This is a genomic window from Brevibacterium sp. ZH18 (assembly GCF_022748595.1).
Lineage (GTDB): Bacteria > Actinomycetota > Actinomycetes > Actinomycetales > Brevibacteriaceae > Brevibacterium.
The window spans coordinates 1-14346 of the sequence record NZ_JALDSX010000068.1 but is presented as its reverse complement, the minus strand read 5'-3'; the positions used below and the strand labels follow the sequence as shown (position 1 = coordinate 14346).

General features: G+C 64.4%; 13 protein-coding genes. 3 read left to right on the top strand and 10 right to left on the bottom strand.

Features of this window, described 5'->3' with window-relative positions:
- Positions 1-131 precede the first annotated feature (131 nt).
- Both MPN20_RS16180 and MPN20_RS16175 read right to left on the bottom strand, forming a co-directional pair.
- Positions 132-818, bottom strand: coding sequence for a response regulator transcription factor (locus MPN20_RS16180; RefSeq protein ID WP_242783810.1), 687 nt, complete (start codon positions 816-818; stop codon positions 132-134).
- Entirely contained in the window at positions 815-2248 is a 1434-nt protein-coding gene (locus MPN20_RS16175) for an ATP-binding protein (protein ID WP_242783809.1), read from the bottom strand. Before MPN20_RS16175 ends, MPN20_RS16180 begins: the two co-directional genes overlap by 4 nt.
- A gap of 213 nt (positions 2249-2461) precedes the next feature.
- Between MPN20_RS16175 and phoU the strand changes: the two genes are divergently transcribed.
- Positions 2462-3124: a phosphate signaling complex protein PhoU gene (phoU, locus tag MPN20_RS16170; protein ID WP_242783808.1), complete on the top strand. Its 663-nt coding sequence runs from the start codon at positions 2462-2464 to the stop codon at positions 3122-3124.
- Positions 3125-3421: 297 nt separating this feature from the next.
- Here the strand turns inward: phoU and MPN20_RS16165 are convergent, their stop codons facing one another.
- The 7 genes from MPN20_RS16165 to MPN20_RS16135 form a co-directional block, all read right to left on the bottom strand.
- Complete coding sequence (locus MPN20_RS16165; protein ID WP_242783807.1) at positions 3422-4165, bottom strand: phosphoglyceromutase; 744 nt, start codon at positions 4163-4165, stop codon at positions 3422-3424.
- A 245-nt stretch (positions 4166-4410) separates the two neighbouring features.
- A complete protein-coding gene (locus tag MPN20_RS16160) occupies positions 4411-5001 on the bottom strand; it encodes a YbjN domain-containing protein (protein ID WP_242783806.1) in 591 nt (196 codons plus the stop codon).
- Positions 5001-6410, bottom strand: coding sequence for a glycosyltransferase (locus MPN20_RS16155; protein ID WP_242783805.1), 1410 nt, complete (start codon positions 6408-6410; stop codon positions 5001-5003). Before MPN20_RS16155 ends, MPN20_RS16160 begins: the two co-directional genes overlap by 1 nt.
- 9 nt (positions 6411-6419) lie before the next feature.
- A complete protein-coding gene (locus tag MPN20_RS16150) occupies positions 6420-7229 on the bottom strand; it encodes an alpha/beta hydrolase (protein ID WP_242783803.1) in 810 nt (269 codons plus the stop codon).
- Positions 7230-7313: 84 nt separating this feature from the next.
- Positions 7314-7643: a DUF2516 family protein gene (locus tag MPN20_RS16145; RefSeq protein ID WP_242783801.1), complete on the bottom strand. Its 330-nt coding sequence runs from the start codon at positions 7641-7643 to the stop codon at positions 7314-7316.
- Between the two features lie 176 nt (positions 7644-7819).
- A complete protein-coding gene (locus MPN20_RS16140) occupies positions 7820-8368 on the bottom strand; it encodes an AzlD domain-containing protein (protein ID WP_242783799.1) in 549 nt (182 codons plus the stop codon).
- The gene (locus MPN20_RS16135; RefSeq protein ID WP_242783797.1) at positions 8365-9225 is read right to left on the bottom strand and encodes an AzlC family ABC transporter permease; all 861 of its coding nucleotides are present in this window, start codon (positions 9223-9225) and stop codon (positions 8365-8367) included. The genes MPN20_RS16140 and MPN20_RS16135 overlap by 4 nt, the downstream gene beginning before the upstream one ends.
- Positions 9226-9290: 65 nt before the next feature.
- Here MPN20_RS16135 and MPN20_RS16130 point away from each other — a divergent pair, with 65 nt between their 5' ends.
- Positions 9291-9980: an XRE family transcriptional regulator gene (locus tag MPN20_RS16130; RefSeq protein WP_242783795.1), complete on the top strand. Its 690-nt coding sequence runs from the start codon at positions 9291-9293 to the stop codon at positions 9978-9980.
- 120 nt (positions 9981-10100) lie between these two features.
- On the opposite strand, the gene MPN20_RS16125 is transcribed toward MPN20_RS16130, so the two are convergent.
- On the bottom strand, positions 10101-11243 hold the full coding sequence (locus tag MPN20_RS16125; protein ID WP_242783793.1) for an FUSC family protein: 1143 nt from the start codon (positions 11241-11243) through the stop codon (positions 10101-10103).
- 84 nt (positions 11244-11327) lie between these two features.
- On the opposite strand from MPN20_RS16125, the gene pepN reads away from it, so the two are divergent.
- On the top strand, positions 11328-14162 hold the full coding sequence (gene pepN, locus MPN20_RS16120; RefSeq protein WP_242783791.1) for an aminopeptidase N: 2835 nt from the start codon (positions 11328-11330) through the stop codon (positions 14160-14162).
- Positions 14163-14346: the final 184 nt, after the last annotated feature.

The window sequence follows — 14346 nt, the reverse complement described above, 5'->3', positions numbered from 1 at the left end:
GTGTGAGCGGCTCCCTCTGTCTGTGACGCCGGGGCTCCCGCCTCGGCGTCCTCAATAACTCAGCACCTCAGTGCCTTAGTACCGCAGTACCCCAACACCTCAGCACCCCAGCACCTCAGTACCCCAGTACCTCAGGCTTCGAACTTGTATCCCAGCCCACGCACAGTGGTGAGCAGGCGCGGTTCCGAGGGGTTCTCCTCGACCTTGGCGCGCAGGCGCTTGACGTGGACGTCGAGGGTCTTCGTGTCGCCGACGTAGTCTTCGCCCCATATCCGGTCGATGAGCTGACCACGGGTCATCACTCGACCCGAGTTGCGCACGAGGATCTCGAGGAGTTCGAACTCCTTCAACGGCATCGACAGCTCTTCTCCTCGGACACTGACGACGTGACGTTCGACGTCGATGCGGACTCCGCCGGCCTCAAGCACCGATTCGTCTTCGAAGGAGGCCTCCGACTCGACATTGCGGCGCAGCACCGCGCGGACTCGTGCGAGCAGCTCACGGGAGGAATAGGGCTTCGTCACGTAGTCGTCGGCACCGAGTTCAAGGCCCACCACCTTGTCGATCTCCGAATCCTTGGCTGTGAGCATGATGATCGGCACATTCGACTTCGCTCGCAGCTCCCGGCACACCTCCGTACCCGAGACACCGGGCAGCATCAGGTCGAGGAGGACCAGATCTGCGCCGTTGCGGTCGAAATCCGCCAGAGCCTTGAGTCCGTCATCGGCCACGGACACCTCGTACCCCTCCTTCCCGAGCAGGTACGACAGCGGGTCCGAGAACGATTCCTCATCCTCAACAAGCAGAATTCGAGTCACGTCGTGAGCTTCCTTTGTTTGCTTTCAGTGGTCAGATCTTGGGTAGTTCCATTCTCCCCGGCACCAGCGGCCTTGTCATCGCCGCCGTCATCGAAGGACTCATCCGCACCCACCGAGGTGGCGCCCGGGTCATCCTTACCCGCCGAGGTAGCACCCGGGGCATCCTTACCCGCCGAGGTGGCTCCCGGGTCATCCTTGCCCGCCGAGGTGGACTCACCATCGTCCGTCGAATCAGCCGGTTCCATCTCTGCCGAATGCTCGAGGAGAACACCGGCTGGGGCCGAGGAGCTGGCTTCGACCTCGGGCGCCGTGCCGGCCAATGGAAGCACGATCGTGAAGGTCGACCCCTTGCCGAGCTGGCTCCAAACCCGCACCTCTCCCCCGTGGGTGGCGATGATGTGCTTGACGATGCTCAGTCCGAGTCCGGTGCCGCCGGTGATGCGCGACCGTGCAGGGTCGACTCTGTAGAAGCGCTCGAAGACCCGTTCGGTGTCCTGTCGCGAGAGCCCGATGCCCTGGTCGGTCACGGATATCTCGACGCGTTCGTCGACGAGTTCGACGCCCACGCCGACGCGGGTTCCGTCAGGAGAGTAGTTGATGGCGTTGTCGATGAGGTTGCGTACCGCGTTGACGAGCAGTTCGTAATTGCCCTCGATGAGCATGCTGCCCGGGGGCGAGACCTCGATGTGGATGTTCTTGCCCTCCGCTCGCGTGCGAGCACGATCGACGGCATCGTCGACCACCTCGGCGGCGGAGATCTTCTCCGTCGTGGACGGAGCGGCGTGGTCCTGGACGCGCGACAGATCGATGATCTCCTGGACCAGCTGGGTCAGTCGCTTCGATTCGCGCTGCATGCGACCGCCGAAGCGCTCGACTGCCTGCGGGTCGTCGGAGAAGTCAGTGACCGCCTCGGCGAGGAGGGCCATCGCCCCGATCGGGGTCTTGAGCTCGTGGGACACGTTGGCCACGAAGTCGCGGCGCACGACGTCGACGCGTTTGGACTCGGTCAGGTCGTCGCAGAGCACGAGCACGAAGGACGTGCCCAGCGGTGCCACGCGAGCATGGAGGAACCGCAGCACCGAGTCCGAATGCTCGCGCTTCTGTTCGAGTTCGATCTCTTCGATGAGCCCGCGGGAACGAACTCGGCCGACCATGGCCAGCATTTCGGACGAAGCCAGGGCATGCCCTCTGACCAGGCCGAAAGTGTATGCCGCAGGTGAGGCTTTGACGACGTCGTCACCGGCGTCGAGCACAATAGCGGCAGAGGGGAGAACTGCGAGGACCTCAGCGATGCCTTCGGGCAGATCGTCCTCGGAATGCAGATCGGCAGCATCACGGGAGCGTTCGCTGAAGCGAAACGCCAAAATACCCGCTATGCCAAGTCCCAGGCCGACGATGCCGGTCAGGACCGCTACGATCAAGAGATCCATGACTCCCAGCTTATGCGCAGTCTGCGTCCTCGACGCACCGAATTCGCCCTCTGCGGCCGCTTTTGGCGAGGAATTCACGTTCATGTCAGACAACGTTCACCCGAACGTGGAAAGCTGACGCCAGTGTGCCTGTGGGACTGATCCGCGCAGGAACTGATCCACGCACGTCAAGACGCAAGTGAGAGCTCGCAAGAGATTAAGGAACCGTTGTCAATGCGCGAAGTCTTCAGAAATGAACTGGACGACCTGGCCACGCAGCTGGTCAAGATGTCCACCAAGGTACACGAGGCGATTCGACTGGCGAACCAGTCCCTGCGCACCAACGACCTCGAGCTGGCCGAAAGGGTCATCGAGGCCGACGCCGTCATCGACAACATGCAGTTCGCACTCGACCAGCAGGCCGCCGAGATGCTGGCTCTGCAGGCTCCCGTCGCCGCAGATCTGCGCGCCGTCATCGGCTCGCTGCGGATGTCCGCTTCACTCGAGCGCATGGGCGACCTGGCCCGACACATCGCACAGCAGGTCCGCATCCGCTACCCGGAGTCGGCGATCCCCGACCACTTCGCCGACACGTTCAACCGCATGGGCGAATCAGGAGAGAAGATCGCCGAGGCGACCGAGAACCTGCTCTCGAATCCCGGGCTGTCCACCGTGCCGACGATCAATGCGATCGACGAGGAGCTCGACGAACTGCACCTGAGCATCTTCGCCAAGCTCGCCGAGGCACCCGCCGGATCCCTGGCACCGCGCCATATCGCCGATGTCACGCTGCTCTCGCGCTACTACGAGCGCTTCGGCGACCACGCGGTGTCCGTGTCGCAGAAGGTCGAGTACCTGCTCACCGGCAACTGGGAGCCTTACCTGTCGAAGAAGTGACCATGACGGTCGACTGCCGCATCCGCGGCTGACGACCGGTCGGGATCCGCGGCTGGCGACAGCCGGGATCCCTCAGTGCGGAAGCGCTGAAACGCACGATCGCCGAGGTGGAACATCCACCTCGGCGATCGTCGTCTCATTGGTCGGCCGGAGCCAGCTGCCTCCGCGGGCGGGCCCAGTCGGCTGCCTCCGCGGGCGGGCCCAGCCAGCTGCCTCCGCGGGCGGGCCCAGCCAGCGAAGATGGTCGACCGCGTCCGACTAGGGCGTCGAGCCTCGACCACGCATCGCGGGCAAGCCTCAGCGGCCCTGGTTGGCGACCTGACCGATGGCGGCCTCGGCAGCGTCTGCGTCGAGATAGGTTCCACCGGGCTTGACCGGGGTGAAGTCCTCGGTCAGCTCGTAGTGCAGTGGGATGCCGGTCGGGATGTTGAGCCCGGTGATGTCCGCGTCGGAGATTCCGTCGAGGTGCTTGACGAGAGCACGCAGAGAGTTTCCGTGTGCCGCGACCAACACTGTCTTGCCGACAGTCAGCTCAGGGACGAGCCTGTCGTACCAGTACGGCAGGAGACGGTCGATGACGTCGGCCAGGCACTCCGTGCGCGGCAGCGAGTCGCCGAGGTTCGAGTAGCGCGGGTCTCCGGCCTGTGAGAATTCGGAGGCGTCGTTGAGGGCCGGCGGTGGAGTGTCGAAGGAGCGACGCCAGGTCATGAACTGCTCCTCGCCGAACTCGTCACGGATCGCCTTCTTGTCCTTGCCCTGCAGAGCACCGTAGTGGCGCTCATTGAGTCGCCAGCTGCGATGGACGTCGAGCCACGACAAGTCGGCAGCCTCGAGTGCGATGTTCGCGGTGAGGATCGCTCGCTTGAGGCGGGAGGTGTGGACGACGTCGGGGATGAGGTCGGCCTCGCGCAGGAGTTCGCCCGCGCGCTGGCCCTCGGCCCGGCCCTTGTCCGTCAGGGGCACATCGACCCAACCGGTGAACAGATTCTTCTGGTTCCATTCGCTCTCGCCGTGGCGCAGCAGGATGAGGTTATGCGTCATGGGACCATTTTTGCACGCCCGCCTCAGCAAAGGCAGACCCACCTACCGTCTGCGGTCATCCTCGGGGACATCTGTGCCGAAATAGATGCAGACCCATGCAGGCGAATCGACGGTGCGCACGTGGTGTTCACACCAGCACATTCACCTCAGATAATTACGGCTCGACCAGCTCAACACCAACCGTCCAGCTCAACGCCGCTGGTTCAATTCAGCGCCACTTGTTCGGTTCAGGCGGGCTCGCCTGATCAAGTGTCGGTTGCCGGCGTCTGCGTCCGGGTCTCAGCCTGCATCTCGGGCGAGGGCGGAGGTTCGATTGCCGCTTCCTGCAGGAACTCGTTGTTCGGTCCGCTGAGCACGTCTTCGAAGGCGGCGAGGTTCCGTGTCGATTCGCCTCGGCTGACCCGCCAGGCCCACTCTTTCTTCATGCCGGTGAGGAACCCGAGCTGCAGCAGCTCGTTGAACGACGAATCCGCCGTCGCCAGAATAGCTCCGAGCAGCGAGTCGAGTTCTTCGAGCAGCCGGTGCCTGGGCACGCTGGCGACCAGGTGCACATCGCCGAGCTTGTCGAGAGCAAACGCCACCGGACCCGGCTTGAGATTCTTCATCAGCAGCCAGCGATTGAATGCCTCTGCATTCTCATCAGGATGCCGAATGATGAAGGCCTGGAGTTGGACCGTGCGTGCCGCGACGCTGATCGACACGTTGGTCTTCAGCTTCTTCTCGCCGGGCAGGACCACGACGATGTTGGCGTCGTCGACGGGATCGATGTCGACGCCGTTCTCGTCCGCCCACTCTCGCACTCCGGCCAGGATCGCCTCGGTGTCGGTCATAGTCATCAGTGTCCTTTCCCAGCCGTGAACGCGGTCTTCCGCATCGTCGTCGACCTGCCACGGTCCGTCGATTCGACGCTTGCCTGCAGGGTCTCGTTGGGCTCTCCGAGTGCGCCGAGGACCGCTTGGACCGTGAGCGACCAATCGAATCGTGAGGATCGGGCAACTGCATGCTCAGCGAGTTCCCTGCGCAGATCGGCGTCGAGGAGCAGTCGCTCGAGGGCCATCGCCCAGTGTCGCCGGTTGTGATCGGCGATGAGCACGCCGGAGTGGCCGTGTTCGACGATGTCAGGCAGACCTCCTACCGCCGAGGCGATTGCGGGCAGTCCTGATGCCGCGGCTTCCGCTGCGACGAGGCCGAAGGATTCGCTGCGCGAGGGAACGAGGAGGACGTCGGCTGCGCGATAGTAGGTGACGAGTTCCTGCGCAGGCACCGGCCGACGGACCTCGACGCTGGGTTCGGAGTTAATCGCCGAAGCGAGTTCACGGAGATAGGTCGACGACCCGGTTGCCGCTGTCGCAGCGCTCGCACCGGACTGCATCCCGGACTCTGCACCCAGGAGGATTCCGCGTGTGCGTGAAGCCAGATGCGGGTTGTTCTCACGGAGTCCGGCGAGTGCGTCGACGATGACGTCGGTGCCCTTGATGAATTGCATCCGCCCGACGTAGAGCACGATGGATTCCTCTGACGAGAATCCGAGCTCCGCACGAGCCTGCAGCCGGTCTCCCGGGGCGAAGAGCTCGTGGTCCACACCGGGCCTGGCCACCACAATGGAGTCCGGTTCGGCGCCGAGTTCGTGGATGAGATCTCGACGCTCGGCAGGAGTGTTCGCCACCATCAGATCCGCCGCCGAGGCGATCCTGTCCTCGGCCTGAAGGCGCTGGGGCCGCTCGTGGCTGGTGTCCGAATCACGGTTCTTCACCGCACCGATCGTATGCATGCTCACGATGATTTTGGGTGGAGTCGTCGGCGATGTGGTCGCTGTCAGGGTCTGCTGACCCGAGACCTCCCGCGGTGCACTTTCCGGGGCTGTCTCCTGCAGCATTTCCTGGGACCGGAGGGCCGCCTCGGCGGAGATCCAATAGTGAGCCCAGATCAGTTCGGAAGCACGGTAGGCCGGCTCGGCCAGGAGCAGTGCGGCGAGCTCATCGATTGCGTCGGCGAGCTCATCCTTGCTGGCCGCGTCGATTGGGAGGTGGTGCAATCGGATGCTGTCCGCGATGAGCATCGTGGTGCGGCTGGAGTCCCCGGATCCATCGATGCCGCCCGGGTCGGCGGTGAAGACGTCGACCGAGTGCCCGGCTGCGGCCAGAGCCCGCACGGATTGGTCGACGTAGACGTTCATACCTCCGGCGTCGCCTTGGCCGGGCTGGGCCGCGGGCGAGGTGTGGAGGGAGACGACGGAGATGCGCACTGTGACAGTTTAGCCAAAGAACTCGCCGAGGATCCGGCGAACTTCGTGGCGCCCGCGCCACAGGATCGATCCCGCAGGCAGGACCTCCAGACGGGAGCCGGGAATGGCGGCTGCGATCGACTTCGCGACCTCGACCGGGTGGGCGGGGTCGTCCTCGTGAGTGAGGACGAGGACCTCGCCCGGGTACTGCGCCAGAGCGCCAAGGGCGTCGGCTCCGCCGTCAACGGCGATCTCGAGCGCAAGACCGAGCCCGTCGGACATGTCCGTGCCGATGAGGTTCTCAGCCTTCGTCCGCGTCCACGCGCGTGCTGGCAGAAGCTCGGCCACCTCGGCGGGTTCGCGCGAGAGCATCAGGTCGACGATCCCTTCGACATCACGGTCGGCGACCAAACCACGCAGTTTCCCCAGGTAGGAGCGGTTGGTCTCGGCCACCTCGGCGGAGAATCCGGTGAATGAGGCCGGGAGGACGAGCGCGACCTTCTCGAGGTTTCGGGTCACTGGGTGGGCCGTGCTGAGCAGATTGAGCAGTCCCCCGGCGGACATCGAGACGCCGAGCGCTCGGGTCGCCGAGGTAGCTGTCAGGGCCTGCTCGAGCGTCGCGGCGATCTGGGGGTAGTTCCACCCCTGACCCGGTGAGGTTCTGCCGCCGTGGCCGGGTAGGTGGAGGAAATGCTTGGTGCCGGTGATTCCGGTGCCGAAGGGCCGGGTGTCCCTGATCGCACCGGCGAAGCCGTGACTGAAGAGCGTGTGGGGATCACCGGTGCCAAACGTGGCGATGTAGTTCGATTCGGGGCCGGGGAGGTTGAGGTCTGTCGTCATCTGTGTGTGCGTCGTCCAGTCAGCGATCGGTGGTCTGCGTCTGTGCCTATGTCTGCGCCTACGGTCTGCGTCAGCAGTCAGCAGTCAGCGTCCGCGGTGATTATTGCGGTTGCGGTTGCGCGGATCGATGGCCTTGATCTTCGGTCGGACGTCGGTGAGGTAGACGATGCCGGCGACCACGGCGATCAGGTTGAGGAAGATCATGCGCATGCCCATCGGCGGAAGTGCAAGCAGGGCGATCGCGAGTCCGACGCCGAGGATGATGGCCCAGAACTTCTTGCTCTGTTTGTCGACGGCGCGGTAGTTCTCATCCTTGTAGCGGAGGCAGTCGATGAACGCCCAGATCTGGATGACGAACGCACCGAGAGACAGAGCGAGAAAGACGATGCGCTGAAAGCCAGCAATGATTTCCATGCACTCCAGCCTAGCAATCCAAGAATCGCCGGGCACTCAGTCGCCTCGAATCCTGTGCGAATCCCCACTCTCGGGCCACAGCTCTCACATGAAGGCGCGGAGCGTGCGAGTGCTGCGGCGTGAAGCAGGCGGCGTGAAGCAGGCGGGTGCTGCGGCGCCACCCGCTCGCCCGAAGCTCAGAGGATCCCAGTCATCCGGATGACCGCGCACACGCCCATCCCCAGGAATACGCAGAAGAGCATAGGCACGCGCAGAATCGATGCGAGGACGCCGACACCGACACCGATGAGCCGGGCGGGATCGGCGATGGCCTGCCCGTCGAAGATCGCTGTCGTCGCGAAGACCGCTCCGATGAGCACGACCGTCGCGCGATCCATCCACATCGTGACCTTCGCCGTCGAGTCGCCGTCCGCCTCGTCCGCCGGCGTCTCGGCGTCGGCCTTGGCGCCGACAGGGTTTGACTTGGTCGCAGGGTTTGACTTGGTCGCGGGGTTCTTCGCGGTCGCGGGGTTCGTCACGTTCGCAGGGTTCTTCGCGTTCGCGGGGTTCGTCGCGTTCGCGGGGTTCGTCGCGTTCGCGGGGTTCGTCGCGTTCGCGGGGTTCGTCGCGTTCGCGGGCTTTCCCTTTGTAGCGATCGCTGCGCCGAGTTTCACCCCAGCGAATCGCATGACGTAGGTGCCGATGCTCAGCGCGGCCAGCGCGATGAGGAAGCTGGCTGCGGTCATCGTGGCTCCTCCCTACATTCGCCATCGTTCATTGTGGTTCGGTCCGCAGTGCAGGAATCGGCCTCACCAGCTCCCGAGCCAGCACCGCGTGAACCGTTCGCGTCCCCAACTTGGCCCGCACCACCTTTGTCCGCACCATCTTGGTCCGCACCACCTCGGCGCTTCCTCACGATGGATCGGATGAACCACCCGGCTGCCACGAACGCGAACACTGACAGCGAGGTCACGGCGCCCAAGCCCAGCGGCAGCAGCGGCGTGAGGAGGACGGAGATGACGATTCCGGTGAGGGTCAGCAGCAGGGTCGAGCGATTCTTGAGGTCGCCGCGGATGAGGCAGAAGAGGATGATCGGGAAGGCGGCGTCGAGTCCGAGGAGGTCAGCGTCGATGACGTTGCCGAGCCACTGGCCGAGCATGGCCCCGCTCGGCCACATCAAGGCGATGGCCGCCCCCATCAGGAGGAAGGCGTGCCATCGGGCGCGGTCGTTGCTGCCTGTGCGAGACAGGGCCGTCGACTCGTCGTTGACCCAGTGGGCGGCGATGAGTGCTCGCCAGTCCTGTGGGAAGAAGGGGCCGACGGCCACGCCGAAGGCAAAGTTCCGCGAGTTCACGAGCAATCCGGCCAACACCGCGAGGATCGGGGCTCCGCCGGCTGCGATCACGCCGACGAAGGTGAATTCCGCTGCCCCTCCGAGGGCGAAGATTGCCAACAGCAGGGTCTGCCACCAGGCGAAGCCGGAGACAGCCGAGATCGCACCGTACGACATCGCCACTGCGATGATCGTGATCGTCACGATCACGACGTCACGATAGGTCGAAGTCGGCAGAACCCGATCGACCGTGCGGAATATTGAACTCATGTTCCATATACTGCACGCCATATATTCGTTCGTCAACTAGAACGACATGTCGCTATAGTGAACACATGAGTTCGCAACCTCGAGATGTCTCCGCCGCGCCGTCGACCGCAGCTGAACTGTCCCCAGCTGAACCGGCTGCAGCTGGACCGGCCCCAGCTGAACCGGCGACGACGGCGGTGACGGATGAAGCGCCAGCGCCAGCCGCCGTTCCGTCACCGCGCGCGCAGATCGCAGCGGCCCTCAAACGGGAGCGTCTGCGCGCCGATCTCTCGCTCTCCGAAGTCGCGCGTCGAGCCGGAGTCGGCAAATCGACGATGTCCGGGCTGGAGGCGGGTACCGGCAACCCCAGCATCGAAACCATGTGGGCGCTGGCAGCAGCACTCGACATCCCCTTGTCCAGGCTCCTTGATCCGCCCCAGCATGAGGTGGCGCTGGTCCATGCAGGCGATCTGCCCAGCCTGCCGTCAGCGACTTCGAACTATGCGGCGACCCTGCTGTCGGCATCGCCGTCCAATGCACGGCGCGACATCTACTTCATCCAGGCCGAGCCGGGTGAACCACGGATCTCACAGCCCCACCCTGTGGGAACGATCGAGCACGTGATCTTGGGACAGGGGGCGGCTCGCATCGAGGTGCTCGGCCAGTCGTATGAGCTCCGCGTGGGCGACTACCTCACGCACCCCGGGGATCAGTCACACAAGTTCACAGCTCTCGAACCCGGAACCAACACCGTCATTGTCGTCGAAAGCAGCTGAGTGACTGGTCTGACTAACGGCGGGCGGCTGTACCGGCTGACGGCTGTACCGGCTACCGGCTGCCGGCTGCCGGCTGCCGGCTGCCGGCCCCTCACTCGACTGACGGCGACCGGCTGCCCCTCACTCGGCGGGCGGGCCCTCGGCTTTGTCTTCGCTCAATGACGGAAGTCGATTCTGGGCGCCTTCGTTGGTCAGCCCGCAGGCTTCCAGCAGGTCGACGGCGACCGGCCGCAGCAGCAGCACGAGCGACTCGTCGTGGATGTCCCAGGTCGACTCCGCGCGCGGATCGAGACTGCTCGCAGCCTCGGCGAGGGCCGCTTCTGCCAGGGCGCGATCGGTGCCCCGACGCAGCGCCACCTCGAGTTTCTTCGACCCGTCCGAGAGCGAGCCGACGTAGCCAGCGATGATCGGCTTCTCCACACCGAACTCGGTGATGCCCACGACCCTGCGTGCGATGACTCGGATGGTCCGCATCGCACGGTCCGCGTGGGTGTGGGCACGGGACAGCCGGGTCACCTCGGCGGAATGGCGCCTGCCGCGCGCATTGATCTTCGCCGCCTCCCTCGAGATCTTGAGCGAGGACCCCCAGGAATCGATGATGTCCTGGGTTTCGCGGGCCCGGGTCAGCGCTCGGGTGGCGAGGCCGACGTCGGCATCGCGCAGTGCCTTGGACATCATCTCGAGCACCGCGCTGATCTCGTCGAGCATGTTCGCGGCCAGTCCACGTGGCACTTTGCGGGCATCCCGTGGGATGAGGAGCGCCAGGAGGATTGCGCACATCGATCCGGCGAGCGCATCCAGGGTGCGGGGGAAGGGCATGGAGGACGCGCTGGCCGGGACCACGATGACGTAGACGGATTGGACCGCGATCTGCGTGATGAAGATGCCGCCGGAGTTGAGCATCGTGCCGATGAAGAGACCGATGGACAAGGTCACTGCGAGCTGCCAGATGCCGCTGCCGTAGACGTTGACCAGGATCTCACCGACGAGCACGCCGAAGGTTGCACCGATACCGATCTCCAGCGCGCGGCGCAGTCGACGGTCGGCGACAGGTCCGATGCCGACTGCAGACGCGACGGCCGCGAGGAACGGGTAAGGATGGCCGAGGACGAAGACGCAGAAGGTGTAGGCCGCGGTCGCAGCGATCGGAATCTGGATCAGCTGCCCGAAGTTCGTCTGCACGCGTCTGAGGCCCATGCGCACTCGGTGGATCACGATGTTGAGTGCGCGCCGGGGGACGCTGTTGACCTCTGATTTCGCCATGGGTCCCCTTCACTTCTCGCCGCCGCTGTACTCAGCGTACCGGAAATGTGACATGCTAAAGTCGGTGCGCCGAGGAGGCTATGAATGACAACGAATCTGACCAGAGACGAAGCGCAGAGCCGTACCCAACTGCTCAAGATCAAGATTTACACCGTCCATATCGATGTGAGCAATGCCGAAACAGATGCTGAGACCTATCGCTCTCGCACTGTGGTCGAATTCAAGGCTCGCACCGAGGGCACCACATTCATCGATCTGATCGCGGATTCCGTCTCAGCGGCTGACATCAATGGTGAGAAGCTCAACCCCGCCGAGGTTTTCGACGGTGCGCGTGTGACCTTTCCCGTCCGTGAGGGTAGGAACACCCTGACGATCGATGCGCAGGCCCGATATTCGACCTCGGGCGAAGGTCTGCACCGCTTCACCGATCCCGCCGACGGCAAGGTCTACCTGTACACGCAGTACGAACCCACCGATGCACGCCGGGTGTTCGCGAACTTCGATCAGCCGGATCTCAAAGCCGAATTCGTCTTCAGCGTCACGGCGCCTGCTCACTTCCAGGTCCTGTCGAACCGCTCCGAAACGAGCCAGGAGCCTGCCTCGGCGGCCGGCCAGGATTCGACGACCGGCGGCGCCGTCACCCACCACTTCGCTCCGACGCTCAAGCAGTCGAGCTACATCACGTGCATCACCGCAGGCCCGTATGAGGGTGCCACCGATGAGTGGACCGACCCCTCGACCGGCGAGGTCGTGAAGTTGGGCGCGTGGACGCGAGCGAGCCTCGTCGACCACCTCGACGCCTCTGACATCTTCTCGATCACGAAGGCCGGGCTGGACTTCTTCAGCGCCGAGTTCGACTACCCCTACCCCTGGGGCAAGTACGATCAGATCTTCGTCCCGGAGTACAACCTCGGCGCGATGGAGAATCCAGGTCTGGTGACGTTCACCGACGGGCTGATCTTCCGAGACAAGGTCACGGACGCGAACTACGAGTCTCGCGCCAACGTGATCCTCCACGAGATGGCGCACATGTGGTTCGGCGACCTCGTGACCATGAAGTGGTGGGACGACCTGTGGCTCAAGGAGTCGTTCGCTGACTATATGGGCGGCCTGGCCTTGGCCGAGGCAACTCGGTTCACCGACGGCTGGGTGACCTTCGCACTGCGCCGCAAGGCGTGGGCGTACACCCAGGATCTGTATCCGACCACGCACCCGATCGTCGCCGACATCCCCGATGTCGAGGCCGCGAAACTCAACTTCGACGGCATCACCTACGCCAAGGGCGCGTCCGTGCTCAAGCAGCTGGTTGCGTTCGTCGGTCGGGAGGCGTTCTTCGCCGGGTCCCGGCTGTACTTCAAACGATTCGAATACCGCAATACAGAGCTTGCGGACTTCCTCGAATGCCTCGCCGAGGCGGCCCCTGAGCGCGACATCGCCAGCTGGGCCAGCGCATGGCTGGGTACGTCCGGAGTATCGGAGCTGACCCTGCAGCTGACGACGTCGGATTCGTCCGGTTCGGGTGCCTCCAGTGCTGGTGCGGGCGGTGCTAGCGGTTCGGGTGCGGGCGGTGCTGCAACCAGTGCCAGGCGCTCGGGACGGTCGAGCATCACGGGTGCGACGATCACGCAGGCGGATTCGGCACGCGGCGGCGACCTGCTGCGGCCACACTCTCTTGAGATCGCGACGCTCGGCCGCTCGGGTCGGTCGTTGGTGCCCATCGATTCCTTCGATTTCGACTTCTCGACCGCATCTGCCGAGGTGGAGCAGCTCATCGGCCGCACCCTCGGCGAGATCACGCTGGTCAACTATGCCGACCACGACTATGCACGGGTGCGGTTGGACCCGGCGTCGACCGAAGCCGCAGTCAAATCGGTATCGCGGATTACCGATCCGCTGTCGCGGGCTCTGGTCTGGTCAGCGCTGGACAACGCGGTGCGCGACGGGCTTCTGCCGGTGCAGCGGTACCTCACGGCCTATGCACGCAGCCTCGGCAAGGAGAGCCACGCAGGGATCATGGCCGGTCTGAGTCAGACCGCGCTGACCTGTCTTGATCAGTGGGTCTCCGACCGCAACTTCGAGACGGCGATCTCCGGATTGCTCGGGGCGGCGCTCGATGCGCTGGCCGCGGCCAAGTCCGGATCCGATGCACAGCTGCATCTGGCGAATCTCGTGCTGGCGCTGACGTCGCGGACTGCGCGCTGTCTCAACGGCAGTCCTGCGATTGCGATGGGACGCAGCTTCGCGTCACAGATCCTCAACGTGCCAGTCGGCGAGGAGATCGGCCGACTGGCACCGGAACCACCTGACGACCACCCCTCCGAGTCGACCGGTTCCGAAGCGAGCGACGCCGACGCCGACGCCCCCGATCATGCCGCTGCTTCGCTTCCGTTCAAGGGACTCATCAATGATCACGCACTGCGGTGGAATGCGCTGACCGCGCTCGTGTGCTTGGGCTGGGCGGATCAGATGGACATCGCTCGAGAGAACCAGTCCGATCCCAGCTCCTCTGGTCGGCTCCGCGCCGAGACCGCGAGTTCGGCCATGCCACTGCCGATCGTGAAGATCCGGGCTTGGGAGGTCATCAATGAGGCCGGCGCACTGAGCAACGATGTACTGTCGGCGATCATCTCAGGCTTCGTGGCCCCGACGGCCATGCCGCTCATCGAGAGTTATGTCGACGAGTACTTCGCGCGACTCGATGGCTTCTGGGCAGACAATTCGATCGAGATCGCACGGCGACTGGTGCTCGGCCTCTACCCTCGCTGGTCGGTCGATGACGAAGCTGTGGTCGAGAAGACTGATGCATGGTTGGCATCGCGTCCGAATGCTCCTGCGGCGCTGCGTCGTCTGCTCATCGAGCGACGCGACGATCTGGCTCGCGCAATCTGGCTCAAGTCCACGCAGAGCTCGCGTCACTGAGCTGACGTCGGGCAGCCTCGGCGGGATGCCCTGCTGATCTCCGCACGATCAGCGATCAACGATCAGCTATCAGCGATCAGCGGGACAGGCAGACAGACAGCTGGACAGCTGGACAGCCAGCCGGCCAGCATCGGCCAGGTTGTACTACTGGGCAGCGAATACGAAGAAGGGCCGATGATCCACG

Coding starts and splice junctions, on each gene's coding strand:
- MPN20_RS16175 (WP_242783809.1), bottom strand. CDS start 2,248: ATGGATCTCTTGATCGTAGCGGTCCTGACCGGCATCGTCGGCCTGGGA.
- phoU (WP_242783808.1), top strand. CDS start 2,462: ATGCGCGAAGTCTTCAGAAATGAACTGGACGACCTGGCCACGCAGCTG.
- MPN20_RS16165 (WP_242783807.1), bottom strand. CDS start 4,165: ATGACGCATAACCTCATCCTGCTGCGCCACGGCGAGAGCGAATGGAAC.
- MPN20_RS16160 (WP_242783806.1), bottom strand. CDS start 5,001: ATGACTATGACCGACACCGAGGCGATCCTGGCCGGAGTGCGAGAGTGG.
- MPN20_RS16150 (WP_242783803.1), bottom strand. CDS start 7,229: ATGACGACAGACCTCAACCTCCCCGGCCCCGAATCGAACTACATCGCC.
- MPN20_RS16145 (WP_242783801.1), bottom strand. CDS start 7,643: ATGGAAATCATTGCTGGCTTTCAGCGCATCGTCTTTCTCGCTCTGTCT.
- MPN20_RS16140 (WP_242783799.1), bottom strand. CDS start 8,368: ATGACCGCAGCCAGCTTCCTCATCGCGCTGGCCGCGCTGAGCATCGGC.
- MPN20_RS16135 (WP_242783797.1), bottom strand. CDS start 9,225: ATGAGTTCAATATTCCGCACGGTCGATCGGGTTCTGCCGACTTCGACC.
- MPN20_RS16130 (WP_242783795.1), top strand. CDS start 9,291: ATGAGTTCGCAACCTCGAGATGTCTCCGCCGCGCCGTCGACCGCAGCT.
- MPN20_RS16125 (WP_242783793.1), bottom strand. CDS start 11,243: ATGGCGAAATCAGAGGTCAACAGCGTCCCCCGGCGCGCACTCAACATC.
- pepN (WP_242783791.1), top strand. CDS start 11,328: ATGACAACGAATCTGACCAGAGACGAAGCGCAGAGCCGTACCCAACTG.